At 60.7% G+C, this 23395-nt stretch carries 23 protein-coding genes; 6 read left to right on the forward strand and 17 right to left on the reverse strand.

The features are described 5' to 3' along the window. Positions 1 to 10 precede the first annotated feature (10 nt). Positions 11 to 679 (reverse strand): DUF1345 domain-containing protein, encoded by a 669-nt coding sequence (locus ACJ8IM_RS23800; protein ID WP_033635872.1) that lies wholly within the window; start codon positions 677 to 679, stop codon positions 11 to 13. A gap of 205 nt (positions 680 to 884) precedes the next feature. Here ACJ8IM_RS23800 and mscS point away from each other — a divergent pair, with 205 nt between their 5' ends. Then, positions 885 to 1751 (forward strand): small-conductance mechanosensitive channel MscS, encoded by an 867-nt coding sequence (gene mscS / locus ACJ8IM_RS23805; RefSeq protein WP_033635871.1) that lies wholly within the window; start codon positions 885 to 887, stop codon positions 1749 to 1751. Positions 1752 to 1833: 82 nt separating this feature from the next. Here mscS and ACJ8IM_RS23810 read toward each other — a convergent pair whose 3' ends face one another. The 3 genes from ACJ8IM_RS23810 to ACJ8IM_RS23820 form a co-directional block, all read right to left on the reverse strand. Beyond that, a complete protein-coding gene (locus ACJ8IM_RS23810; protein WP_033654035.1) occupies positions 1834 to 3183 on the reverse strand; it encodes an MFS transporter in 1350 nt (449 codons plus the stop codon). A gap of 171 nt (positions 3184 to 3354) precedes the next feature. Beyond that, entirely contained in the window at positions 3355 to 4386 is a 1032-nt protein-coding gene (locus ACJ8IM_RS23815) for a methionine synthase (protein ID WP_033649411.1), read from the reverse strand. A 25-nt stretch (positions 4387 to 4411) separates the two neighbouring features. After that, positions 4412 to 5389 carry a DUF1852 domain-containing protein gene (locus ACJ8IM_RS23820; RefSeq protein ID WP_101455662.1) on the reverse strand — a complete coding sequence of 326 codons (978 nt, stop codon included), beginning with the start codon at positions 5387 to 5389 and terminating at the stop codon, positions 4412 to 4414. 316 nt (positions 5390 to 5705) lie between these two features. Between ACJ8IM_RS23820 and ACJ8IM_RS23825 the strand changes: the two genes are divergently transcribed. Further along, complete coding sequence (locus ACJ8IM_RS23825; protein ID WP_033635867.1) at positions 5706 to 6245, forward strand: DUF2058 domain-containing protein; 540 nt, start codon at positions 5706 to 5708, stop codon at positions 6243 to 6245. Positions 6246 to 6252: 7 nt separating this feature from the next. Here the strand turns inward: ACJ8IM_RS23825 and ACJ8IM_RS23830 are convergent, their stop codons facing one another. The 12 genes from ACJ8IM_RS23830 to ACJ8IM_RS23885 form a co-directional block, all read right to left on the reverse strand. Further along, on the reverse strand, positions 6253 to 6951 hold the full coding sequence (locus ACJ8IM_RS23830; protein WP_033654038.1) for an RluA family pseudouridine synthase: 699 nt from the start codon (positions 6949 to 6951) through the stop codon (positions 6253 to 6255). Positions 6952 to 7094: 143 nt separating this feature from the next. After that, positions 7095 to 7790, reverse strand: a complete 696-nt coding sequence (gene araD / locus ACJ8IM_RS23835) for an L-ribulose-5-phosphate 4-epimerase (protein WP_033649413.1) — start codon at positions 7788 to 7790, stop codon at positions 7095 to 7097. After that, positions 7784 to 8644, reverse strand: coding sequence for an L-ribulose-5-phosphate 3-epimerase (locus tag ACJ8IM_RS23840; RefSeq protein ID WP_033654039.1), 861 nt, complete (start codon positions 8642 to 8644; stop codon positions 7784 to 7786). The genes araD and ACJ8IM_RS23840 overlap by 7 nt, the downstream gene beginning before the upstream one ends. 1 nt (position 8645) lies before the next feature. Continuing rightward, positions 8646 to 9302 carry a 3-keto-L-gulonate-6-phosphate decarboxylase UlaD gene (gene ulaD / locus ACJ8IM_RS23845; protein ID WP_033654040.1) on the reverse strand — a complete coding sequence of 219 codons (657 nt, stop codon included), beginning with the start codon at positions 9300 to 9302 and terminating at the stop codon, positions 8646 to 8648. Next, positions 9299 to 10789, reverse strand: coding sequence for an FGGY-family carbohydrate kinase (locus ACJ8IM_RS23850; protein ID WP_033654041.1), 1491 nt, complete (start codon positions 10787 to 10789; stop codon positions 9299 to 9301). Before ACJ8IM_RS23850 ends, ulaD begins: the two co-directional genes overlap by 4 nt. Then, complete coding sequence (locus ACJ8IM_RS23855; protein ID WP_033654042.1) at positions 10789 to 12084, reverse strand: MFS transporter; 1296 nt, start codon at positions 12082 to 12084, stop codon at positions 10789 to 10791. Before ACJ8IM_RS23855 ends, ACJ8IM_RS23850 begins: the two co-directional genes overlap by 1 nt. Before the next feature lie 126 nt (positions 12085 to 12210). Next, positions 12211 to 12681 (reverse strand): YhcH/YjgK/YiaL family protein, encoded by a 471-nt coding sequence (locus ACJ8IM_RS23860; RefSeq protein WP_033654043.1) that lies wholly within the window; start codon positions 12679 to 12681, stop codon positions 12211 to 12213. 13 nt (positions 12682 to 12694) lie between these two features. Then, entirely contained in the window at positions 12695 to 13693 is a 999-nt protein-coding gene (gene yiaK, locus ACJ8IM_RS23865) for a 3-dehydro-L-gulonate 2-dehydrogenase (RefSeq protein ID WP_033654044.1), read from the reverse strand. A gap of 256 nt (positions 13694 to 13949) precedes the next feature. Then, positions 13950 to 14816, reverse strand: coding sequence for an SMP-30/gluconolactonase/LRE family protein (locus tag ACJ8IM_RS23870; RefSeq protein ID WP_049212572.1), 867 nt, complete (start codon positions 14814 to 14816; stop codon positions 13950 to 13952). Continuing rightward, positions 14813 to 15913: an ABC transporter substrate-binding protein gene (locus ACJ8IM_RS23875; protein WP_101455660.1), complete on the reverse strand. Its 1101-nt coding sequence runs from the start codon at positions 15911 to 15913 to the stop codon at positions 14813 to 14815. The genes ACJ8IM_RS23870 and ACJ8IM_RS23875 overlap by 4 nt, the downstream gene beginning before the upstream one ends. Positions 15914 to 15927: 14 nt before the next feature. Further along, entirely contained in the window at positions 15928 to 17010 is a 1083-nt protein-coding gene (locus ACJ8IM_RS23880; RefSeq protein WP_016930014.1) for an ABC transporter permease, read from the reverse strand. Beyond that, complete coding sequence (locus ACJ8IM_RS23885) at positions 17003 to 18556, reverse strand: sugar ABC transporter ATP-binding protein (protein ID WP_060422099.1); 1554 nt, start codon at positions 18554 to 18556, stop codon at positions 17003 to 17005. Before ACJ8IM_RS23885 ends, ACJ8IM_RS23880 begins: the two co-directional genes overlap by 8 nt. A 374-nt stretch (positions 18557 to 18930) precedes the next feature. On the opposite strand from ACJ8IM_RS23885, the gene ACJ8IM_RS23890 reads away from it, so the two are divergent. From ACJ8IM_RS23890 to ACJ8IM_RS23900, 3 genes are all read left to right on the forward strand, one after another. Then, entirely contained in the window at positions 18931 to 19749 is an 819-nt protein-coding gene (locus tag ACJ8IM_RS23890) for an IclR family transcriptional regulator (protein ID WP_033649427.1), read from the forward strand. A gap of 125 nt (positions 19750 to 19874) precedes the next feature. Further along, positions 19875 to 20492, forward strand: a complete 618-nt coding sequence (gene argO, locus ACJ8IM_RS23895) for an arginine exporter ArgO (RefSeq protein ID WP_025304159.1) — start codon at positions 19875 to 19877, stop codon at positions 20490 to 20492. Positions 20493 to 20613: 121 nt separating this feature from the next. Next, the gene (locus ACJ8IM_RS23900; protein WP_025160209.1) at positions 20614 to 21345 is read left to right on the forward strand and encodes an oxidative stress defense protein; all 732 of its coding nucleotides are present in this window, start codon (positions 20614 to 20616) and stop codon (positions 21343 to 21345) included. A gap of 48 nt (positions 21346 to 21393) precedes the next feature. On the opposite strand, the gene ACJ8IM_RS23905 is transcribed toward ACJ8IM_RS23900, so the two are convergent. Next, entirely contained in the window at positions 21394 to 22287 is an 894-nt protein-coding gene (locus ACJ8IM_RS23905) for a LysR family transcriptional regulator ArgP (protein WP_033635863.1), read from the reverse strand. Between the two features lie 204 nt (positions 22288 to 22491). Here ACJ8IM_RS23905 and rpiA point away from each other — a divergent pair, with 204 nt between their 5' ends. After that, positions 22492 to 23148 carry a ribose-5-phosphate isomerase RpiA gene (gene rpiA, locus ACJ8IM_RS23910; RefSeq protein ID WP_025304157.1) on the forward strand — a complete coding sequence of 219 codons (657 nt, stop codon included), beginning with the start codon at positions 22492 to 22494 and terminating at the stop codon, positions 23146 to 23148. The last annotated feature ends 247 nt before the right edge of the window (positions 23149 to 23395 follow it).

Raw genomic sequence — 23395 nt, forward strand, 5'->3', positions numbered from 1 at the left:
TTTTTCGTTTTCAGCCCAGCAGGCCGGCGCCGACGTTGATAGACAGGCCCAGGATCAGCATGTTGAACACGAACGAAATAACCGACTGTACGAGCGCGATTTTACGCACCTCCGCGGCGCCGACCGCCACGTCGGCGGTTTGCGACGCGACTGCGATGGTGAAAGAGAAGTAGGCGAAGTCCAGATAGGTCGGCTCGGTGAGATTGCCGGGGAACAGCAGCGGCAAAGGCTCCTGCTGCGCACCCTGGCGATAAAATTGATGGGCGTAGTGCATGGTGAAGGCGGTCGGCAGCAGCAGCCAGGAGACCGCCAGCGTTCCGCCGGTTAACGCCAGATGCAGGGTTTTCAGCGAGTCGCTGGCCTGTTTGGCGCTGCTCAATTCGAACAGGATCGCCAGAATGCTCACCAGACAACCGAAACTGACCAGCGCCAACACCGTGCTGGCGCTTTCATCCTGTCGCCGGGCGATCTGGCGAATGTGCTGCGGCGTGCTGACCAGCATCAGCCGCCAGAGAAACAGCAGATAGAGCCAGGCCAGCGTATTCCAGCCGATCATCAAGCGCTGCAGCAACGAGAGCTGGGCGGGCAGCAGCAGAAAGCACAACAGCCCGGCGCCGACGGAAAACAGCAGCCTGGGCCGCACTTGCCAATAATGTTTGAGCGAAGAGCGAATGTGCATGAAGAACGGATCCCTTGTCGTGAAATGGCCAACGCGCTGTTTTCAGCATAGAAGAAGCGGCGAGCGGTTTCGGCTATTTTTAACGCTGACGGTTGGCATGAGCCTTTAATGTTGGTTACCCTTAGGCGGTGGTTTCCGACTGGCTGCCGAGGCCAGTGTATTTTTGCGAGTTTCTCCCGTTAGGGACTGAGTTAGGACGACACGAATGAAAGATTTGAATGTAGTAGACGGCATCAACGGTGCCGGCAACTGGTTGGTGAAGAATCAGGATCTGTTGATCCAGTACGCGGTGAATATCGTCGCCGCCATCGTTATCCTGATCATCGGCTCGATCGTGGCCCGCGTGGTCGGCAATGCGCTGAACCGCGTGATGAAGCTGCGCGGCATCGACGCCACGGTGGCAGATTTCCTGGCGGCGATCGTGCGCTACGGCGTGCTGGCGTTCACCTTCATCGCCGTGCTGGGGCGTGTCGGCGTGCAGACCACCTCGGTGATCGCCGTGCTGGGCGCCGCCGGTTTGGCCGTCGGCCTGGCGCTGCAAGGCTCGCTGTCCAACTTCGCCGCCGGCGTGCTGCTGGTGATCTTCCGTCCGCTGCGCGTGGGGGAATATGTCGATCTGGGCGGCGTGGCCGGTACCGTCGATCAGGTGCAGATTTTCTCCACCACCCTGCGTACCGCAGACAACAAAACCATCGTGGTGCCGAACGGTAAAATCATCGCCGGCAACATCATCAACTATTCTCGCGAGCCGAACCGCCGCGTGGATATCGTGGTAGGCGTGGCCTACAACGCCGATATCGACGTGGTGAAGAAGGTGCTGGGCGATGTGATCGCCGCCGACAAGCGCATCATGCACGCCAAAGGCGTGACCGTGCGTCTGAACGAGATGGCGCCGTCTTCCCTGAACTTTGTCACCCGTTCCTGGACCACCAACGCGGAATACTGGAACGTGTACTTCGATCTGATGGAAAACTTCAAGCGCGCGCTGGATGCCCACAACATCGGCATTCCGTTCCCGCAGATGGACGTGCACCTGTATCGCACCGAAGACGCTTCCGCCAAGGCGGAATAACAGAGAAGGGGGCCTTGGCTCCCTTTTTGATTACAGGCCGAGACGTCTCCAAGGGCGTCTCGGCCTTTTCTTTTCCGCGAGTTCAGGCGCCGGCGACCGGCTTGGCGAGCGGCGCGCGGCGGCGCAGGCTGAGGCGATAGAGCAGGAAGATGGCGCCCGCGCCCAGCAGCGCCGGCAGCGCCAGCCAGAGGAAGAACACTTCCGCCGAGCCGGCGGCGGTCATCATCCAGGCGCCGAGCATCGAGCCGACGATCGAGCCGAAGCGGCCATTGGCCATGGCCCAGCTGACGCCGGTGACGCGGGCCGCGGTCGGATAAAGGGTGGCGGAAACCAGATTCAGGCCGTTCTGCGCGCCGGCCACGCCGAAGCCTATCAGGAACACGACGGCGGCCAGCGTGTAGACGTCGCCCATCAGATACCCGGTCGCGCCGATCACCAGCGCGGCGCCCAGGTAGGAGACGGCCAGCACGCGGTAGGGCCCGATCCGGTCCATCAGCAGCGCCATCAGGATGGCGCCCAGGGTGCCGCCGAGCGGCACCATCGCCCCGATGCGCGAGGCGTGGACGATATCGTAACCGGCGTCTTTAAGTATCGTCGGCAGCCAACTGGTGAGCAGGTAGAACACAAACAGCGAGCAGAAGAACGCCGTCCACAGCAGCAGGGTGCGCGCGGCGCGCCCTTCGATAAACAGGTGCGAGATCGGCGACTTGGCCTGTGCCGGGCGCTCGTCATCGACGATGGTTATCCCCGTCCAACGTTGGCCGGTGATACGTTCGACCACCCGGCGCAGCCGATCGGCATGCCTGGCGCTGGCGGCCATAAAGCGCACCGATTCGGGCATCTGCCAGGCCAGCAGCGGCAGCAGCGCCAATGGCGCGATGCCGCCGACCAGCAGCACGCCGCGCCAGCCAAATGCAGGAATGATCTGCCCGGCCAGCAGGCCGCCCAGGGCCAAGCCGGCGGTAAAGCCGCTCCAGCTCAGGGTGACCATCAGCATGCGGCGGCGCGCCGGTGAGTACTCCGAGCTGAGGGTGATGCAGGTCGGTATCGCGCCCCCGAGGCCAATGCCGGTGATGAAGCGCAACAGGGTCAGGGATTCGATCGAATGCGTATAGGCCGAAGCCAGGGTGCAGCCGCCAAATACCAGCACCGCGACGAGCAGCACGCGTTTGCGGCCGATGGCGTCGGCGATCGGCCCGAACAGCAGGCTGCCGATCAGCAGGCCGAACAACCCCGCGCCGAAGGCGGGGGAGAGCTGCGAGGGCTGCAGACCCCACTCTTCGCGCAGCGCCGGGGCGATATAGCCGATGATGGCGGTATCGAACCCGTCCAGCAGGGCGATCAGGAAACACAGGGTGAGGATGAGGATTTGATAAGGCGAGATCCTGGCGCGATCGATAATTTCGCTGATGCGAGCGGTATCTGGGCTCATGAGGGTTCCACTGTTATTAAGCTGGTGTGGGCTGGCTGAGGGGCCGTTCAGGCCGCTGTGGCTGGCATCGCGTAGAAATCCGAGTATACACCAGAGCGGGGGCGTTGCGGGGAGGGGGAGTCGATGATCATCGCCCGCCGCAGGAGGGTACTGCGGCGGGCGATGGCGCGATTATTTGGCCAGCAGTTCTCGGCGCACGATCTCGGCGCCGGCACTCAAGGCATTCAGCTTGCCGCTGGCGACCTGACGAGGCAGGGGAGCCATGCCGCAGTTGGTCGACGGATAGAGCTTGTCGGCATCGACAAACTGCAGCGCTTTGCGCAGCGTAGCGGCCACTTCTTCCGGCGTCTCAACGGTATGATTCGCTACATCAATGGCACCGACCATCACTTTCTTACCGCGAATCAGTTCCAGCAGATCCATCGGGACGTGCGAGTTATGACACTCGAGCGAGATAATATCGATAGTAGACGTTTGCAGCTTGGGGAACGCCTCTTCATATTGCCGCCACTCTGAGCCCAGCGTCTTTTTCCAGTCGGTATTGGCCTTAATGCCGTATCCATAGCAGATATGCACCGCCGTTTCACACTTAAGCCCTTCAACGGCCCTTTCCAGGGCGGCGATGCCCCAGTCATTCACCTCGTCAAAGAACACGTTAAATGCGGGCTCATCAAACTGAATAATGTCGACGCCGGCGGCCTCGAGCTCTTTGGCTTCCTGATTGAGGATCTTGGCGAACTCCCAGGCCAATTTCTCGCGGCTTTTATAGTGGTTGTCATAAAGCGTGTCGATCATGGTCATCGGCCCCGGCAGGGCCCATTTAATCGGCTGCTTGGTCAGCTGGCGTAAAAATTTGGCGTCTTCAACGAAAACGGGCTTTTGGCGCGCCACCGCACCCACGACGCTCGGCACGCTCGCCTCATAGCGATTGCGGATTTTAACCACTTCGCGTTTCTCGAAATCGACGCCGCTGAGGTGCTCGATAAACGTCGTGACGAAATGCTGGCGCGTTTGCTCGCCATCGCTGACGATATCGATGCCGGCCTGTTGTTGTTCAGCCAGCGACAAACGCAGGGCATCCTGTTTCCCTTCGATTAATTCTTCATTTTGCAATTTCCAGGGCGACCACAGGGTTTCCGGTTGGGCCAGCCAGGAAGGTTTAGGCAAGCTGCCGGCGGTCGAGGTAGGGAGCAATATTTTCATAATAGATGACCTGTATTTAAGTGAATCAAAGCGCGTAGTGAGCAGACCATTGTTCAAGAATGGGCTTGTAGGGCTTGATAAATTGCTCTTCCGTAAATTTCCCCTGCTCAATCGCTAACCGGCTACGCTCTTCGCGATCGTAAACAATCTTGGTTAATGAATGATCCTGGTTATTCAGGCTTGGCTGATAGCATTGCCCCGCCGCCGAGTTGGCATTGTAAATTTCAGGCCGATAGATTTTCTGGAAGGTCTCCATCGTGCTGATGGTGCCGATCAGTTCCAGATCGGTGTAATCGCTCAGCAAATCCCCGGGGAAATAAAACGCCAGGGGTGCAACGCTATTTTTCGGCATGAAGTAGCGCACCTGCAGGCCCATTTTTTTAAAATACCGGTCGGTCAGCGAAGCGCTGTCTTGCCGATACTCGTCACCCAACACCGGGTGTTGATTGCCAGTCCGATGATAGGTGTCTTTGCTGGACACGCTGAGGCAGATCACCGGCGGTTTGCTGAAATTCTCATGGTATGCGTTTGAATTGACGAAGTGCTTAAAGATATTGCCGTGCAAATCGCCGAAATCATCCGGAATGTTGAACTCCGCCGTGTTTTTATTGTGCGCCGGCAGCAAGACGCTAAAATCGTAATCGCGCACGTAAGACGAGAAGTTATTCCCGACGATGCCCTCAAGACGTTTTTGCGTTTTTTTATCAATGATGTTGGTTTTCAGGATTTCGATCACCGGGAAGCTGGCACCCTGATCTTCAACGCGCATCTCAACCGAAATGATGTCAAGCTCAACCGAATAGCGGTCGGCCTTGGGGTTATCCCAATGCGCCAACGAATTGAAGCGATTGTTAATCATCACCAGCGTGTTGCGCAGGTTCTCCCGGCGGTTTTCCCCTCTGGCCAAATTGGCGAAGTTGGTGGTGATACGCGTACTTTCAGAAGGGTTATAATCTTCATCGAAAGAACTGCTCTTAATCGTAAAGGCAAAGTCTCTATTCATCGTCTTATAGCATCCTGTTATATGATATGAAGGCTGGATTTATCCATTTCTTTCAATGGGTTGTTTTTCTCTTTTTTTATTCAGCCGATTTCATATTGTCTGTCGTTAATGAGGTCTATTTTTGCCAGAGTCCCGGTGGGAGTGAAAGAGACTTAATTTCATTACCACATGAGCGCTATTCATGATCTGGCGTTCGGGCCGGTTGGCCGCCGTCGCCCTGCGGCGCAAACCGCCAACGTACCGGGCCGGCAACCTGGTGCAGCCTGAAAAATTACGGGTATAATCCCCCCATGATCCCACGGCTTCAGACACGAACATGACAAAACTCACCTTACAAGAGCAGATGCTCAAAGCGGGCTTGGTAACCAGCAAGAAAATGGCCAAAGTCCAAAGAACGGCTAAAAAATCACGCGTTCAGGCCCGCGAGGCCAGAGAGGCGGTGGAAGAGAATAAAAAGGCGCAGCTTGAGCGCGATAAGCAGCTGAACGAGCAGCAAAAGCAGGCCGCGCTGTCCAAAGAGTACAAGGCGCAGGTGAAACAGCTGATCGAAATGAACCGCATCGTTCTGGCGAAAGGCGATATCGGTTTCAACTTCACCGACGGTAACCTGATCAAGAAAATCCTGGTGGATAAGGCGACGCAAACCCAGCTGATCAATGGCCGCCTCGCCATTGCACGCCTGGTGGTCGAGAACCGGGAAGAGTGTGAATACGCGATTATCCCCGCGAGCGTCGCCGATAAAATCGCGCAGCGCGATGCGGCCAGCATTGTGCTGCACAGCGCGCTGAGTCAGGAAGAACAGGATGAAGACGATCCGTACGCCGACTTTAAAGTGCCCGACGATTTGATGTGGTAAGACGCGTTCAGAACGGCGCGGCGTGACGAGCGGCGATCCGCTCCCCGCTAATGGGGTGCACAAAGTCCAGCTCGCTGGCGTGCAGCATCAGCCGCGGCGTCTGTTCGGTACCTGGCAGCAGTCGCCCGCCATACAGATCGCAGCCTAAAATAGGGTGGCCCAACTGCCGGCTGTGAATACGCAACTGGTGGGTGCGCCCGGTCTCCGGGATGAGCTGCACCCGCGTCAGCGGCAGCGAGATCCCGTCCTCCGCTTCACGATAAAAATGCTCGACGACCCGATAGCGGGAGCGGGCGGGCTTGCCGTGGAGGGCGCAAATCGACATCAGCGGGAACAGCGCCGGATCTTTGGCGATCGCCGCGTCTATTACCCCTTCGTTATCCGCCAGATGGCCGCACAGCAGCGCGCTGTACACTTTGCCGACGGTGCGCTCGCTGAACTGCCGGCAGAGTGCGGCGTTGACGGCCTTGTTGCGGGCCACCACCATCAAGCCGGACGTGCCGAAATCCAGGCGGTGCACCAGGGTGCAGCCGGGGAAGATCTGTACCAGCCGATGGTGTACCGAATCGAGATTCTGCGGATTCTTGCCCGACAGGCTGAGCAGCCCGGCCGGCTTATTGATCAGCGCCAGATGATCGTCCTGATAGAGGATCTCTATTTGGTCATGGCATGGCGGGGCGATAAAGGTATCGGTGATCGTAGACATCGGGCGGCCGGCTGGAGGGTGGGTGCGGATGATAGCGAATTTTTCGCCGATGGGCGAATGCGGTTATCGTTATCACTGCGCCTCATGCCCGCTGGCACCCGATGCGGCAAAGCATCGGGCGCAACGATTATGGCCCTGGCGCGCTACTGCCCGTAGTAGGCGTTTTGGCCGTGTTTGCGCAGGTAGTGTTTGTCCAACAGTTCGCGCTGCATGCTGTGGATGCCCGGCGTCAGCTGGCGTGAGAAAATGCCCATGTAGGCAATTTCTTCCAGCACCACCGCATTATGCACCGCATTGTGGGCGTCTTTGCCCCAGGCGAAGGGGCCGTGGGCGTTGACCAGTACCGCTGGGATAGCGTTGGGATTGATATCGCGCCGGCGGAAGGTTTCGATAATCACCTTGCCGGTTTCCAGTTCGTAATCGTGCTCAATTTCATCCTGGGTCATCAGGCGCGTGCAGGGAATAGCGCCATAAAAATAGTCGGCGTGGGTGGTTCCCCAGGCGGGGATGTCCAGCCCGGCCTGCGCCCAGATGGTGGCGTGGCGGGAATGGGTGTGGACGATGCCGCCGATATCGGCAAATTCGCGGTACAGCGCCAGATGGGTGGCGGTGTCCGACGACGGTTTTTTTGCCCCCTCGACGGTGCGGCCGCTGGCCAGATCGACCACCACCATATCCTCCGCCGTCATATGCTCGTATTCAACGCCGGAAGGCTTGATCACCACCAGACCGCGTTCGCGATCCACCGCGCTGACGTTGCCCCAGGTAAAGGTCACCAGCTTATGGCGCGGCAGATCGAGATTGGCCTCCAGCACCTGTTGTTTTAACTGAGTCAGCATGTCATGCCCCCTTGTTGCATTTTCTGTTCGATCCAGCGGCGGGCCTGAACGATCTCGGCCACCGGCTCCTCGGCTTTTTCTGTCCACATCTCAATCAGGAATGCGCCGCGGTAATTGAGGCGCTGCAGCGTGCGAAACACCTCGACGAAGTCGACGCAGCCTTCGCCAAACGGCACGTCACGGAATTGCCCCGGCGAAGCGGCGGTGACCGGGTAGGTGTCTTTCAGGTGAATGGCGGCGATGCGATCGATGCCCAACTCCAATTCACGCGGCACGTCGTTGCCCCAGGCGCTGAGGTTGCCAACGTCTGGATACACCGTGAACCACGGCGAGGCCAACAGGGTGTCCCAGGCTTTCCATTTACCGATCGAGTTCATAAAGGCGGTATCCATAATTTCCACCGCCAGCATCACCTGGGCGGCGGCGGCACGTTCTACCGCCCACTGCATGCCTTCGCTAAAGCGCGCCAGCGTCCCCTCGTCCTGCTCTTCGTAATACACGTCGTAGCCGGCCAGCTGGATGGTGCGGATACCGACGTCTTGGGCCAGCTTAATGGCCTGTTCCATCACGTCGAAGGCGCGCTGGCGCAGCGCCGGATCGTGGCTGCCAAACGGAAAGCGCCGGTGGCCGGAGAGGCACATCGACGGGATGCGGATGCCAGTTTCCAGCATGGCGTCCACCAGCGCCAGGCGCTGCGCTTTGCTCCAGCTCAGGCGCGCCAGGCGTTCATCGCTTTCGTCCACCGACATTTCGACGAAGTCGAAGCCGCAGGCCTTGGCCAGCGCCAAGCGTTCGGGCCAGCTCAGGTGTTTCGGCAGCGCCTTCTCGTAAATTCCCAACGGGTGCTGACGCATATCATGATCTCCAGATGTCATCGATGGCGGTGCGGAACTGCCTGGCGGCCGCCGGCGGATCCCCGGCTTCGGCCAGCGCGCGGCCGGCGATAAAGGCGGTGACGGCGATCTCTTTAAACAGCGGCAGGTCGGCGGGCGTAATGCCGCCGGTCACCGACAGTTCGATGCCCAGATCGGACAGCGCCTTCATCCGATCCAGATCCTGCCGGCCCCAGGTTTGCCCGCTGGCCTGCGCGTCGCGGCCGCGGTGATAGATCGCCTGGCGAATGCCGAGGCCGCGCCATTGCCGTGCATCCTCCAATGTCCAGCGGCCGAACAGTTCTATCTGGATTTCACCGCCGTGACGCTCGGCGACCTCCCGCGCGCTGGCCATGGTGGCCAACGGCGCGGCGCAGATCACCGTCATCCAGTCCGCGCCCTGGCCGAAAGCCTGCTCGGCCAGCGTCGCGCCGGCGTCGGCCACCTTGAGATCGGCCACCAGCGTGTGCTGCGGGTAGCGCTCGCGCAGCGCGCTAACCGCCTGAATGCCGGCGCTGATGCACAAAATGGTACCGGCCTCGATGATGTCCACATGGGGGCTGAGGGTCTCGGCGGTGCGCAGCGCCGTATCCAAACGGGTTTGATCGAGCGCCAACTGCAGGCGCGGTTTCGTGCTCATGGAGCCTCCTTGTTGGCGGGCTGCAGATTTTGCAATGCAGCAATCAGTGCCTGATAACGTTGGTGTTTGTTGTCGTAAGCTTCAGCGGCGGCCGCATCTGGCAGCAGCCGCTCGATACGCGGCGCCAGCCGGTGCTGGGCGGCGGTGAAATCGTTGAAGGCGCCGCTGCCGACCATGGCCGCCATCGCCGCGCCCAGACAGCCGGTTTCTTCCACCTGCGGCAGCTCCACCGGCAGGCCGCTGACGTCGGCGAACATTTGCATCCAGGGGAGGGATTTGGCAGGGCCGCCGGTCACGCGCAGCGCCTGCGCCTCAGGGAAACGCCGGCGCATGCGGTTAAGGTGCGTCATGTGGCAGAACACCACGCCCTCGTAGATCGCCTGCACCAGGTGCTCGCGCTGGTGGAAGGCCTGCAGGCCGTAGAAGCTGGCGCTCAGCCCCAGGCCGGCGTTGGACCCGTACAGGAAAGGGGCGAACAGCAGATCGCCGGCGGCTTTCGGCAGGGCGGCGACCCAGCGGTTAAGCTGGCCGTAGTCCTGCAGCCCCCATTGGCGACAGAACCATTCCAGGTTGGCGGCAGACGTGGGGCTGGCTTCATGCACGATGTATTGGCCGCTTTCGGCGTGGCGGCCATAGACAAAGGGATGATCGAAACCCTCGACGATGGCGTCGGTGATGCCGCTGGTGACTGACCAGGTTCCCATCACCGCATTGAGCCGGGTTTCGTCCTGCAGGCCGGCGCACAGCGCGGTGGACACCACGTCGAACAGCCCGCCGACCACCGGGGTGCCGGTTTGCAGGCCGGTGATGGCCGCGGCGTTTGCCGCGACGCGCCCGGCGATATCGGCCGAACCGACAATCGTCGGCAGGGCGGGCATGATGTCGCCGATACCCAGCAGCTGCGCCAGCGCCGGGTCATAGCGTCCGCTGCGCATCTGATACAGGTTGGATTCGGAGATATTGGTTTCTTCGCAGGCCAGCTCGCCGGTCAGGCAATAGCGCAGGTAGTCGTGCGCCATCAGCACGCTGCCGATGCGGGCGTAACGTTCCGGCTGATGCCGCTTCAGCCAGCGCAGCAGCGAGACCGGGTGCCCGGTCCACAGCGTTTGGCGCGTTTGCGGATACAGCGCCTGCGGCACGCCCTGCCGTTGCCATTCCTGCACCAGCGCCAGCGCGCGCTGATCGGAAGAGAGCATGGCGTTGCCCAGCGGCTGCCCCTGCTTATCCAACAGAAATGCGCCCTTGCCCTGCGCCGAGATGCCGATGGCCTGGATGGCGCCGGCGGCGACGCCGCTGGCGGACAGCACTTCACGGATCACGTCGGCGGCGGTGCGCCACAGCGATGCCATATCGCGCTCGGCCCAGCCGGGCTGCGGCGCGACGATCGCCAGATTGCGCCGCGCAACGCCGTGTTCATGGCCCCGGCGGTCGTATAATCCCGCCTTGATGAAGGTGCCGCCGCAGTCGAGCCCCAGCCAATATTCCATCATTCGTTCCTCGCGCCGTGGTCGCATTTATTGGGCAGCATCAACGCCAGCACGGAGGCGATCGCCAACGAGGCCGCCAGGCTGTAGACGCCGACATCCTTACTGAACAGGCTGATCAGGACGCCGACCATATACGGGCCGCAAAAGCCGCCGAGGTTGCCCAGCGCATTGATCACGCCGCGCGCGCCGCCGGCCACTTCGGCGTTGAACAATTTGGGCGGGATGGTCCAGAACACCCCGGCTGCCGCCTGAATAAACACGCCGCAGCCGACCAGCGCAGCGTAAGACCACCAGACGTGATCCTTCAGCAGCACCGACAGCGCCATGCAGGCAGCAAAGCAGGCCAGCGGCAGGGCGACGAAGACTTTGCGCTTGCCGGTGCGATCGGAGAGGGTGGAGATGATCAGCATGCCGAAGATGGCGCCGATATAGGGCAGGATAGCGAGCAGGCCCACTTGCTCCATATCGCCGTGGGTCAGCCCTTTCAAAATGGTCGGCAGCCACAGGGTGTAGCCGTAGATACCGGTCTGGTAGAAGAAATTCACCAGGATCAACTGCCACATGATCCGGTCGCCCAGCACCCGGCGCAGCGAGGCGTTGCGCACCGTTTTTCCTTTAATCAGCAGCTGTTCGTCGTGCAGGGTCTTCACCAGATACTCTTTTTCCGCCTGCGAGATCCATTTGGCTTCCTGCGGCCGGTTGCTGATGGTGAAGTACCACAGTGCCATCACCACCAGCGACAGAGCCCCCTCCACCAGGAACAGCATGCGCCAGTCCCAGGCGGTGATGATCCAACCCGACAGCGGGGCGGTGAGGATGCCGGCGATCGGTACGAACATGATGACGATGGCGTTGGCGCGGCCGCGCTCCTTATCCGGGAACCAGTTGCTGATCATGGTCAGCACCACCGGCAGCATGCCGCCTTCGGAAACGCCGAGGGCGAAGCGCAGGAACAGCAGCTGGTATTGGTTGGTGACCAGGCCGGTCAGCACCGAGATCACCGCCCAGGCCAACAGTGACCAGCCGATGAATTTCTTGCCGTTGCCGTATACCGCCAGCTTGCCGCCGGGCACCTGCAGAAACAGGTAACCGATGAAGAAAATGCCGCCGGCCAGCCCGGCCATCGAGGCGGTGATGCCGAGTTCGTCATCCATGCCGCCGGGCATGGCGAAGGCGATATTGACCCGGTCCATGTAAGAAATGATGCAGGTGATGAGGATCGGCGGCACGATCCTCAGCCAGCGGAGCTTGGGTATCGCCTGGCTTTGGCTGACGGAAACGGAGGCTGTATTCATAAGGACCTCTTTCGATGTTCGCTTTTTTGTAGGGTCGGGCGTTATTGTTTTGCTTGGTTTGAGCGCAAGGGCGCCCGCACAGGCCCCATGGACCGGTGTTGTTATCGTTACGGGTGTTGCGGCCGATCAGGCGCTAAACGACGCCAGCGGTATCTTCACCACCACCTTGCGTATCGCGCTGGGGCGCTGGTTAATGCAGGCCGGGCGATGCACGTCCTGCGGAAAAAATACCGCGAAGTTGCCGGGTTGCATCGTGAGCCAGGATTCATCGGCCACGTCCTGATAAAACAGGATGTCGCGCTGCGCCAGCAGCTCCTGATGAACGACGTTGTCGCCGCTGTCCGCCGCTACGCCGATAAGCTCGGTGCCGCTGACCAGAAACTGCACGTCGACGTTTTGCCTATGCACTTCCGGGCGCAGCGCATCCGGTGGTTGGGTATGCAGATCCAGCACTTGCACCACGTAGCCGGTGGCGGGATCTTCATAGCGCCCTGCGGGCAAGATGCTGAAATCGGTGCGTTGCAGATAGGCGACGGCGTTGGCGACCGGCCTCGGATACTGCTCGGGCGCGGTGTTGGCGATGTGGCCGAATATCATGATGATCCTCCCGTTATAGCGCCTGAATGCGCGCCCAGACTCGTTCGTCAATCGGAATGCCGTCGCGCAGGTTTTCTTCCAGAATGCGCGGGAACTTGTGGCCCGGCAGGCGAATGGCGACGTCGGGATTGTCCCGTTCGGCGCTGGTGACGTAGTCCATGATGCGCTGCAGTTTTTGATCGCGGCTGTCGCCGTCGATCAACCGGTCTATCTCAATCGCGATGAACACCTGGGAGACGCCGTATTCGTCGCGGTGATCTTCCGTCACTTCCGCCACCGAGGCGCCGCCGGACAGCAGGGTAGCGATCATGTCCAGCACGATCGACAGCGCCGATCCTTTCCAATACCCCATCGGCAAAATGCGCCGGTTCTCTTCGATGGTGGCCGGATCGCGGGTCAGGTGGCCGTCGTTGTCGAAGCCGCCGTCCACCGGCAGGGTTTTACCCGCCAGCCGGTTCAGCTCCAGCGCGCCGTAGGAAAACATCGACATCGACATATCCACCATGGTGATCGGGTTGCCGGGCACGGCGACGATCAGCGGGTTGGTGCCGATACGGCACGTTTTGGCGCCCCACGGCGGCATCACGGCGATCGAGTTGGTCCAGCAAATGCCGATATAGCCTTTCTCCGCCGCCTGCCAGCCGTAACCGCCGCCGCGCATCCAGTGGTTGGCGTTGCGCAGCGCCACCAGGCCGATGCCATGATCGTCGGCTAATTGCATGGCGCGATCCATCATGCGGCGGGCGGTAAGGTTGCCGATGCCCTGGTGCGCATCCCATTGCTCGATCGCCCCCAGAGACAACAGTTTGCTGGGTTCGGCGTCCGGCACGATATCGCCGGCGTCCAACTGCTGAATAAAGCGCGGAAAGCGGTTAACGCCGTGGGAGTAAACGCCGCTGGCGGTGGTGTCGGCGAACATGCCGGCGCAGTCGTCGGCGGTGTGTTCCGCCACGCCGCGCGCCAGCAGCACGCGTTTGAATTGCTGTTTTAACTCGCTGTAACTCACTCTCATGCCGGTTCTCCGCCTGTGCGAATCGTCTGTTTTTGGTTCGCTAAATTTCAATATGCGAAATTGCATTTCAAATAAATGCTATCCCGGCGGTTCAGGGAAGTCAAAGCAAGAGGGAGTAAAATTATTCATGAAAAACATGACGTTAAAATTGAGTGGTGGTTTTGTGATCGCCGCCACGTTTTGGTGGGAATGACGTGCTTCAGACGCGACAAAGCAGGGCGGATCGAAACCCACCCTGCGTCTTGCGAGGCCCCGGCTAACCGCGGGTGTTCAGTACCATGCGGTAGAGCGAGGTGGTGGCGGTGATATAGAGCTCATCGCCGTTCGGGCCGCCGAAGGTACAATTGGAGACGCGTTCCGGCACGCTGATTTTGTCGATCTGTCGCCCCTGTGGATCAAAGACCAGCACGCCGTCGGCGCAGCTGCAAAACAGATTGCCGGCCCGATCGACGCAGAAGCCGTCCGGGAAACCGGGCTCCACCGTCGCGAAACGGCGGCCGGCTTCCAGCTCGCGGCCGTTGACCGCATAGACGCGCAACTCGCGGCGGCCCAGCGTCGGAAAATCCACGATCGACATGTCCGCAACGTACAGCCATTTTTCATCCGGTGAAAACGCCAGGCCGTTCGGGCGCTGCAGGTCGCAGGCGGCGATGGTCAGCGAACCGTCGCGCGGATCGAAGCTGTAGAGATAACAGCCGATCACCTGGCTTTCCGATTTGTAACCCTCTTCGTCGCCGATGATGCCGTAGGGCGGATCGGTGAACCATAGGGTGCCGTCGGAGCGCACCGCCACGTCGTTCGGCGAATTAAAGCGCTTGCCGTCGACGCGGTCGATCAACAGACGTACCTCGCCATCGCTTTCGGTGCGGCTAATGCCGCGCCGCCCGTGTTCGCAGCTGATCACGCGCCCCTCGCCGTCGCGCGCATTGCCGTTGGCGTAGTGAGACGGCGAGCGGTATAGGCTTAGCTCACCCCGGCGCGACCAGCGGAACATGCGATTGCCTTTCACGTCGCTGAACACCACCGCATCCTCCTGCGGCAGCCACACCGGCCCCTCGGCCCAGATCGCCGGCGAACACAGGCGCTCGAGCCGGGCGTGCGTGCGCAATGAATCGCCGTTCACTTCACGCCCCAGATTGCTTTGTAATGGCCCTGATAATCGTTTTGCGGGTCATACAGGTTATTGGCGCCGCCGTCGGCGGCGATATTGTCGCGGGTGACCAGATGCGCCGGGGTAACGTAGCCGGAAGGCGGCTGCTTGGCGAAGGCGCGGTTGAATTCGTCCAGCAGTTGCCAACCGTGCAGCTTCAAGGGTTCCGGCACCGTCGCCGACTGGCTGTCGCCTGAGCGGATACGCTGGTAAGCGGAGATTGAACCGTCGCCGGCCGATACGTTGTAAGGTGCGTTCTTGCCGCCTTTGCCGGCGGTCTTCAGCGCCGGCGCCATAAAGTCGAAGTACAGATCGTTGATCGCCAGCGCATATTGGAATTTGTCGCCGTACTTCTGCAGCAGGCTGAAGGTCATCGCCGGCATGCGGTTGGCGGTATCGGCCAGCGGCGTGTCGATGAATTCCAGCAGCGTGCAGCCGCTGCATTTGGCGATCTCTTCTTTCATGACGTTGGCCTTGTCCAAGGCGATTTGGTACAGCGAGTCGGTGAAGATCAGCACGCTCGCCTTGCCGCCGGACTGCACCACCGCGTATTGCGCGGCGATGCGCGCCACTTCGTTGGAGTCCGACGTGACGTTATAGAACACGTTGTATTTGGTGATGGGGCCCGGTTCCGGCACCGCGTGCCAGGCGGTCAGCACGATACCCTGCTGCACGGCCTTTTTCAGCGGGATCTTGGCGACGTTAGGGTTCCAGCCGCCGATCACGATGCCGTCCGGTTTCTGGGCGATGGCCTGATTGAGCGATGCCAGCTGATCTTTCACCGAGCCGCCGCCGTCGAGCGTTTCCAGCTTCCAGCCGGCGGCTTTCGCCGCTTCGCTCAACCCCTGTTGCACCCCTTGCACGCCGCCGTTCTTCATGTCGGAGGCGATAAAAATGATCTTCTTGTTGGCCTGCAGCTGCGGGCCGCTGGTGGGGCCGTCCCACTGGGTGGCGCTGGCGGTGGCCTTCGCGACGGCGGCGGTGGCCTGATCGAGATAGGCGTCGGCCCAGGCCGGCGATGCGGCGAGCAATAATGTGGTGAACCCCGGTAACAGCCAAATGCGTTTCATGGTGTGCTCCTGGTTTAAGGGTGGGTCGCTGTCTGATTGTTGTTGTCAGCCGGCGTCGCCTGGCTGCGTTGTACCGCTTTCTGATTGAGCAGCCGGCGGCGTTGGGCATAGCCGGCCAGGGTGATCGACAGCAACAGCGTCGCGCCGTTGAACAGCGGCTCGACCCAGAATTCACCGCCGAACTGCTGAATGCCGGCGATGCCGATAGCCAGAATGGCGATGCCGACCACGGTGCCCCAGACGTTGACGCGCCCAGGGCGAATGGTGGTGCTGCCGAGGAAGGCGCCGACCAGCGCCGGCAGCAGATAGTCCATGCCGACGCTGGCCTGGCCGACGCCCTGTTCGGCGGCGATCAACACGCCGCTGAAACCGGTGAGCACGCTGGAGGCGATGAAAGCGCCGATCGTGAAGCGGTTGACCGAGATGCCGTTCAGGCGCGCCGCCGCCGGGTTGCCGCCCACCGCATACATGCAGCGGCCGAGCGGGGTATGTTCGGTGATGAGCCACAGCACCACCGCGACGATCAGCACGTAAAACGCCACGATCGGAATGCCGGCGATCTCGGTGTGGTGCAGCGCGATAAAGGCATCCGGCAAGTCGCCGACGATCTGCCGCCCGCCGGAGTGCCACAGGGCAATGGCGTACAGCACGGTGCCGGAGCCGAGAGTGGCGACGAAGCTGTCGATATCGGCCAGCGCCACCAGAATGCCGTTCAGCAACCCGTACAGCGCCGAGATCGCCAGCACCGTCAGCACCGCCATCTGCCAGGAGAAGCCGTATTCCACCTGCAGCGTGATCGCCAGGATATGCCACAACACAATGCCGAAACCGACGTTAAGATCGATCTTGCCCACGATCATCGGGATGGTCGCCGCCAGCGCCAACAGGGCGATTTTGGCCTTGCTCGACAGGATCGCCTGCAGCGTCAGCATCGATGCGAAGGAGGGGGTGAGCAGTGAGAACAGCACGACCAGCGCGATGCACAGCAGCAGCAGGCCATAGCGGGTAAGAACCTGCATCAGCCAGGGGCCGGCGCCGTCCTGCGCCAGACTGACGCGCTGCTCCAGCGCGGTTGATTTAACGGATGTTTTAGACATGGCCTACCTCGGATTCTGACGTGATTGCGACGCTTTCCCCGGTGCTGGCAGAGGCCAGCTCCAATAAATTGGCGAATGACACCTGCTGATTTTTCAGCTCGCCGACCACTTTCCCACGGTTGAACACCAGTGCGCGGTTGCAAATATGGGCGATCTCCTCGAAATCGTTGGAGATCACCAGCACCGCCACGCCTTCCACCAGGGATTTATTCAGCAGGTGGTAGATTTCCGCTCGTGCGCCGACGTCCACGCCGGCGGTGGGATCTTCCAGGATCAGCAGCGGCGCTCCCAGGTGCATCCAGCGCGCCATCACCACCTTTTGCTGGTTGCCGCCGGACAGTGCGCTGATATCGATATTGACGTCCTTGGGGCGCACGTCGAATAGCTGCACTTTCCACCAACTGGCGCCGATCTCCGCTCGCCGCCCGTAGCGGGAGAGCAGCCGGTGGCCGCTGGCGCAGGGGTTGATAAACAGGTTTTCACGCACGCTCATCGACATCACCAGGCTTTCGCCGGTGCGATCGCCCGCCACCAGCGAAACGCCGCACGCCATCGCCTGCTGCGGGGAGCTCGCCTGATAGGGCCGATCGCGAAACCGAATCGCGCCGCCGTCGGCCTGGCGCAACCCGAACAGCAGCCGGCCAATCTCTTCTTGCCCGGCCCCGCGCAGGCCGGCCAGTGCCAGCATCTCGCCCGGCTGCAAATCGAAGCTCACCGGGCCGATGTCGCCTACCGTGACGCTATCGAGCTGCAGCACCGGCGGACGATGTTCCGGTAGCGGTTCGCGCTGATCGTCCGCCATCGCTTCACCGACGATGGTTTGCACCAGATCGCGCAGCGAGTAGTCGGCGGTGCGGCCGCCGGCGACATAGCGCCCGTCGCGCATTACGCAGACCCGATCGGCGATTTCGATCACTTCGTCCAGGCGGTGGGTGACATAAATCATGCCGACCTTTTTGGCGCGCAGCCGGTTGATCACGGCGAACAGATGGCGCACGTCGTTGGCGGGCAGGGAGGCGGTCGGTTCATCCAGCACCAGCAGCTCGGCGTTGACCGCCACCGCGCGGGCGATCGCCAGCAGCGATTTTTCGGTGCGCGACAGTTCGAAGACGCGCGCATCGGGATCGAGCGCGATACCGACGTCGTGCAGCGCCTGCGCCGCCCGGCGGCGAATGGCTCGCCAGTCGATCAACCCAAAGCGGCGGGGAAACCCCATCACCAGCGCCATGTTCTCCGCCACCGTCATCCATTCAATCAGGCCGAGATCCTGATGAATAAAGGCGATCGGCTGGCGGCTGGCGCTTTTTATCGCGGCGGCGGAGGCGATGCTTGCGCCCTGAAAACGAATATCGCCGCCGTCGCGCGGGTAGACGCCCGCCAGCACTTTGATCAGCGTCGATTTGCCGGCGCCGTTTTCGCCCAGCAGCGCCAGAACCTCGCCCGGCATCACCTGCAGGCTGACGTCGTTGACCGCCACGTTGCCGCCAAATCGCTTGACGATGTGGCTGAGGGTAAGGATGGGTTGTGCCGCATTATCGATAGTCATGTGATGCGCCCCTGGTGTTGTGCCCATGCGACGATGCCGGGCAAATCAGCTAAACCGCTGGTGAGTATCTGGCCTTTAGATTTCAATATGCGAAATTCAATTTCAAAAATAATATGACGTTCGTTGCGCTAAATCAAAGGCGATTAGGTTTTAATTGTTTTTATTAAACAATGGGTTATTTATTACTTTGCGGAAGTGTGACCGATGGCTCACTTCAATGCGGGGGAAATATTGCGGATTTTTGGCCCGCTGCGGACAATGAAACGGCGTTCCGTCTTCACCTGATGCAGGCCTTGGGGTAACATGCCCGGCAAAGAGCCTGCTGACTTCGCCGCGGCGCCGGTTGGCGGTTCGACACTGGAGAGATTTTCGCTATGAGCCTGAAAGCCGTCGACGAGAAAGATGACAAGAAAGACAAACCGCTGGGCAGCCAAAGCCTGTTCCGCGGTTTGCAGTTGATTGAGATCCTGAGCAATTTCCCCAATGGATGCCCACTGGCGCATCTGTCCGAACTGGCCGGCATGAACAAGAGCACGGTGCACCGCTTGCTTCAGGGGTTACACACCAGCGGCTATGTGACCCAGGCGCCGTCGCCGGGCAGTTACCGCCTGACCACCAAGTTCATTTCCATCGGCCAGAAGGCGCTGTCGTCACTCAATATCATTCACGTGGCTGCGCCGCATTTGGAACAGCTGAACCTGGAAGTGGGTGAGACGGTCAACTTCTCCAGCCGCGAAGACGACCACGTCATCCTGATCTACAAGCTGGAGCCGACCACCGGCATGATGCGTACCCGCGCCTATATCGGCCAGCATATGCCGCTGTACTGTTCGGCGATGGGTAAAATCTTCATGGCCTACGGCAACGACGATTACCCGGCCCACTACTGGCAGAGCCATCAGCAGGAGATTCAGACGCTGACGCGCAATACCATCACCGAGCTGCCGAAAATGTATGAGGAACTGGCCGATATTCGCCAGCGCGGTATGGCGATGGATCGCGAAGAAAACGAGCTGGGGGTCTCCTGCGTGGCGGCGCCGGTATTCGATATTCAACAGCGCGTGCCCTATGCGGTGTCTGTTTCTCTGCCGACCGCCAAGCTGCAGCAAATCGGCGTCAAAAGCCTGATTAAACCGGTGCTGGCCACTGCGCAACGCATCTCGCAGGAGCTGGGGTTCGTCACACCGATTTAAGTATTAGCATCTCTGATACTGGATTAGAAACATCAATTTCACCTAATGATCGCTTCCTCGTATGATGCGCGTGTTGACCGACACGCGCCCTCGTCCGGCGCCTTTTATCATCCGAGGAATCTCCCATGTTAGCCGTCTTCCTGCAGGGTTTTGCCCTGAGCGCCGCCATGATCTTGCCGCTGGGCCCGCAGAACGTATTCGTGATGAATCAGGGCATTCGCCGCCAGTATCATTTGATGATCGCCTCGCTGTGCGCGTTGAGCGATATCGTGCTGATCTGCGCCGGTATTTTCGGCGGCAGCGCGTTGCTGACCCGCTCGCCGCTGCTGCTGGCGCTGGTCACCTGGGGCGGGGTGGCGTTTCTGCTGTGGTACGGCTGGGGCGCGTTCCGTTCCGCCTTCAGCCCGCAACCGGCGCAGGCCGCGGCGCAAGAGCTGGCGCAGAGCCGCTGGCGCCTCGTGGTCACCATGCTGGCGGTTACCTGGCTGAACCCGCACGTTTATCTGGATACCTTTGTGGTGCTCGGCAGCCTGGGCGGGCAGCTGACGGCGGACGTGCGCTCCTGGTTCGCGCTCGGCGCGGTCAGCGCGTCGGCGGTGTGGTTCTTCGGGCTGGCGCTGCTGGCCTCCTGGCTGGCGCCGTGGCTGAACACCCAGCGGGCGCAGCGCATCATCAACGCGCTGGTCGGGCTGGTGATGTGGGGCATCGCGCTGCAGCTGGCCTGGCAGGGGGCAAATTTATAAGAATTTGCCACTAATCCGAATTCAAAACGCCGCGCGATATGCTACGTTTGATGCCAGGAATCCGGCGGTTCTCACAGGGAAAAGCCGGCGATCAGAGACAGCCTGTCATTAAGGAGACACTGTGAAGCTAAAAGCATTGGCTATGGCCGCAATGGTCGGATTAGGGACGTTACCGATGGCGCTGCAGGCGGCTGAAGTGCCTGAAGGGCCGCACGTCGTCACCTCCGGCACCGCCAGCGTGGACGCCACGCCGGATATCGCCACCCTGGCGATCGAAGTGAGCGTTTCCTCCAAAGACGCCGCCCAGGCGAAGAAGCAGGTGGACGAGCGCGTAGCGCAGTACTTTGATTTCCTGCAGAAAAATAACATCGAGAAGAAAGACATCAGCGCCGCCAACCTGCGCACCCAGCCGGAGTACGACTACCTGAAAACCGGCGAGTCGGTGCTGAAGGGCTACCGGGCGGTGCGTCAGGTGCAGGTGACCCTGCGTCAGTTGGACAAGCTGAACGAGCTGCTGGACGGCGCGCTGAAATCCGGCCTGAACGAGATCCGCGCGGTGGAGCTGGGCGTCGCCAAGCCGGACGTGTATCGCGAGCAGGCGCGGCAAAAAGCGATCGAGAACGCGACTCAGCAGGCCGAATCCCTGGCCAAAGGTTTCCACGCCAAGCTGGGGCCGGTGTACAGCATTCGCTACCGGGTCGCCAACTACCAGCCGATGCCGGTGGCGCGGATGTATAAGGCGGCGGGTGCGGCGGCGGAAAGCGACGCGGCGCAAACCTATGAGCAGCAAAGCATTCACTTCGACGATCAGGTGGATGTGGTGTTCGAGCTGCAGCGCAACGCCGCGCAGTAAGGTGTTCGTGTTGAAGAAAAGGTTCGCTGCGGCGAACCTTTTTTCGTTTTAATCCTGGCGCAGCACCTGGTGGCCGTGTTCCAGCAGCGCGTCGGTCACTTTGCGCATCATGCGGCTTTCCGGCGCGAAGCGGTGCCAGTACAGCATGCGGCGCTGATACAGCCCCGGCGTCAGATCGATCAGCTCACCGGATGCCAGCTCCTTTTCGATCTGCAGATGCGGGATCATACAGCAGGTGGTGCCCTGACGCGCCAGCTGCACGAAGGCTTCCGACGAGTTCACGATATGGCAAGGCACGCTGCCCGGCGACAGATCGAAGTTCTGCTGCAGGAACGCTTGGTGCATGTCGTCGAGATGATCGAAGGCCACCGCCGGCGCTTTCAGCAGCGCGGAGCGGGTGACGCCGCTCGGGAAATAGCGCTCGGCGAAGGCGCTGGAGGCCACGAACAGATAATCCAGCGCCCCCAGCCGATCCACCAGGCAGCTCGGCAGCGGCTGCGGCTGAATACTCACCGCGCCCACCACCTCACCGCGGCGCAGCCGCTCCTGGGTGCGGGTTTCATCTTCTACCTGCAGATTCAGGCGAATGGGGGAATCCGCCAGCACCGGCTTCAGCGCCGGCAGCAGCCAGGTTGCCAGACTGTCGGCGTTGACCGCCAGCGACAGCAGCAGCGGCGTATCGACGCCGGTGTCGTTGCCCAGCCACTCTTCTTCCAGCAATTCCACCTGATGCAGCAGCGCCAGCAGCTTTTGCCCTTGTTCGGTCGGGCGCGGCGGCACGGTACGGACCAGCAGCGGTTGGCCGAACAGGTTTTCCAGCTGTTTGATGCGTTGGGATACCGCCGATTGCGTGATGCAGAGTTTTTGAGCGGCGCGCTCGAAGCCGCGCTCACGGATCACCGCGTCCAGCGCTTGCAGCGTACGATAGTCTGGGCGTTTCATCGGAAAGATATCCCTTAAATTAGAATGATACCGGCACTATGCCACATTTTGCGCGCGGCGCAGGTGGAAAAATCACGCCCCCGTCTCGCCGCTAAGCGGCTAAAAATGCGGGCTGCGGCAAATAAGTGTGATCCTGCCAGCGTGAAAAACAGCGTTTTACCCTATAATACGCACACGTTTTCGTACAGAGGCAAGGGACATATTATGACGCAGGATGAACTGAAAAAAGCGGTGGGTTGGGCAGCGCTGGAATACGTGACGCCGGGCACCATCGTCGGGGTCGGCACCGGTTCTACCGCCGCCCACTTTATTGACGCGCTGGGCTCCATCAAGCACCAGATCGAAGGCGCAGTATCGAGCTCCGACGCCTCCACCGCCAAGCTGAAAAGCCTCGGCATCCATGTGTTCGACAGCAATGAAGTGGACTCGCTCGATATTTATGTGGACGGCGCGGACGAAATCAACGGCCATATGCAGATGATCAAAGGCGGTGGCGCGGCGCTGACGCGCGAGAAGATCATCGCCGCCATCGCCAAGAAATTTATCTGCATCGTCGACGCCAGCAAGCAAGTGGACGTGCTGGGCAAGTTCCCGCTGCCGGTGGAAGTGATCCCGATGGCTCGCTCTTACGTGGCGCGTGAGCTGGTGAAACTCGGCGGCCTGCCGGAGTATCGCCAAAACGTGGTGACCGACAACGGCAACGTGATCCTCGATGTGCATAACTTGAGCATCACCGACGCCATCGCGCTGGAGAACAAGATCAACGGCATCGCCGGCGTGGTGACCGTGGGGCTGTTCGCCAACCGCGGCGCGGACGTGGCGCTGGTCGGCACCCCGGAAGGCGTGAAAGTGGTCAAATAAACCTCCGCCGTTTGTGGCCCGGTAGTGCCGGGCCGCATAATTCTTCGGTTAAAATATCTTTTCTGAAAAACGGCAAATTTGGTGACTTATGTCACATTGTGAAAACTGACTCCCCAAAGCTTCTGCCGAAAACTTTCCCTATGGCATTTTCTGCCGTAAACCGCCATCAACGCTGCGCCTTGTCCTGCTGGGCAGGCAATCGTTTGTATTGCCGCCCGCGTTATTTTTGTTATGTTGGATGGGAGCT

Source organism: Serratia sp. CY33525, assembly GCF_052169115.1.
GTDB classification, from domain to species: Bacteria; Pseudomonadota; Gammaproteobacteria; order Enterobacterales; family Enterobacteriaceae; genus Serratia; species Serratia sarumanii.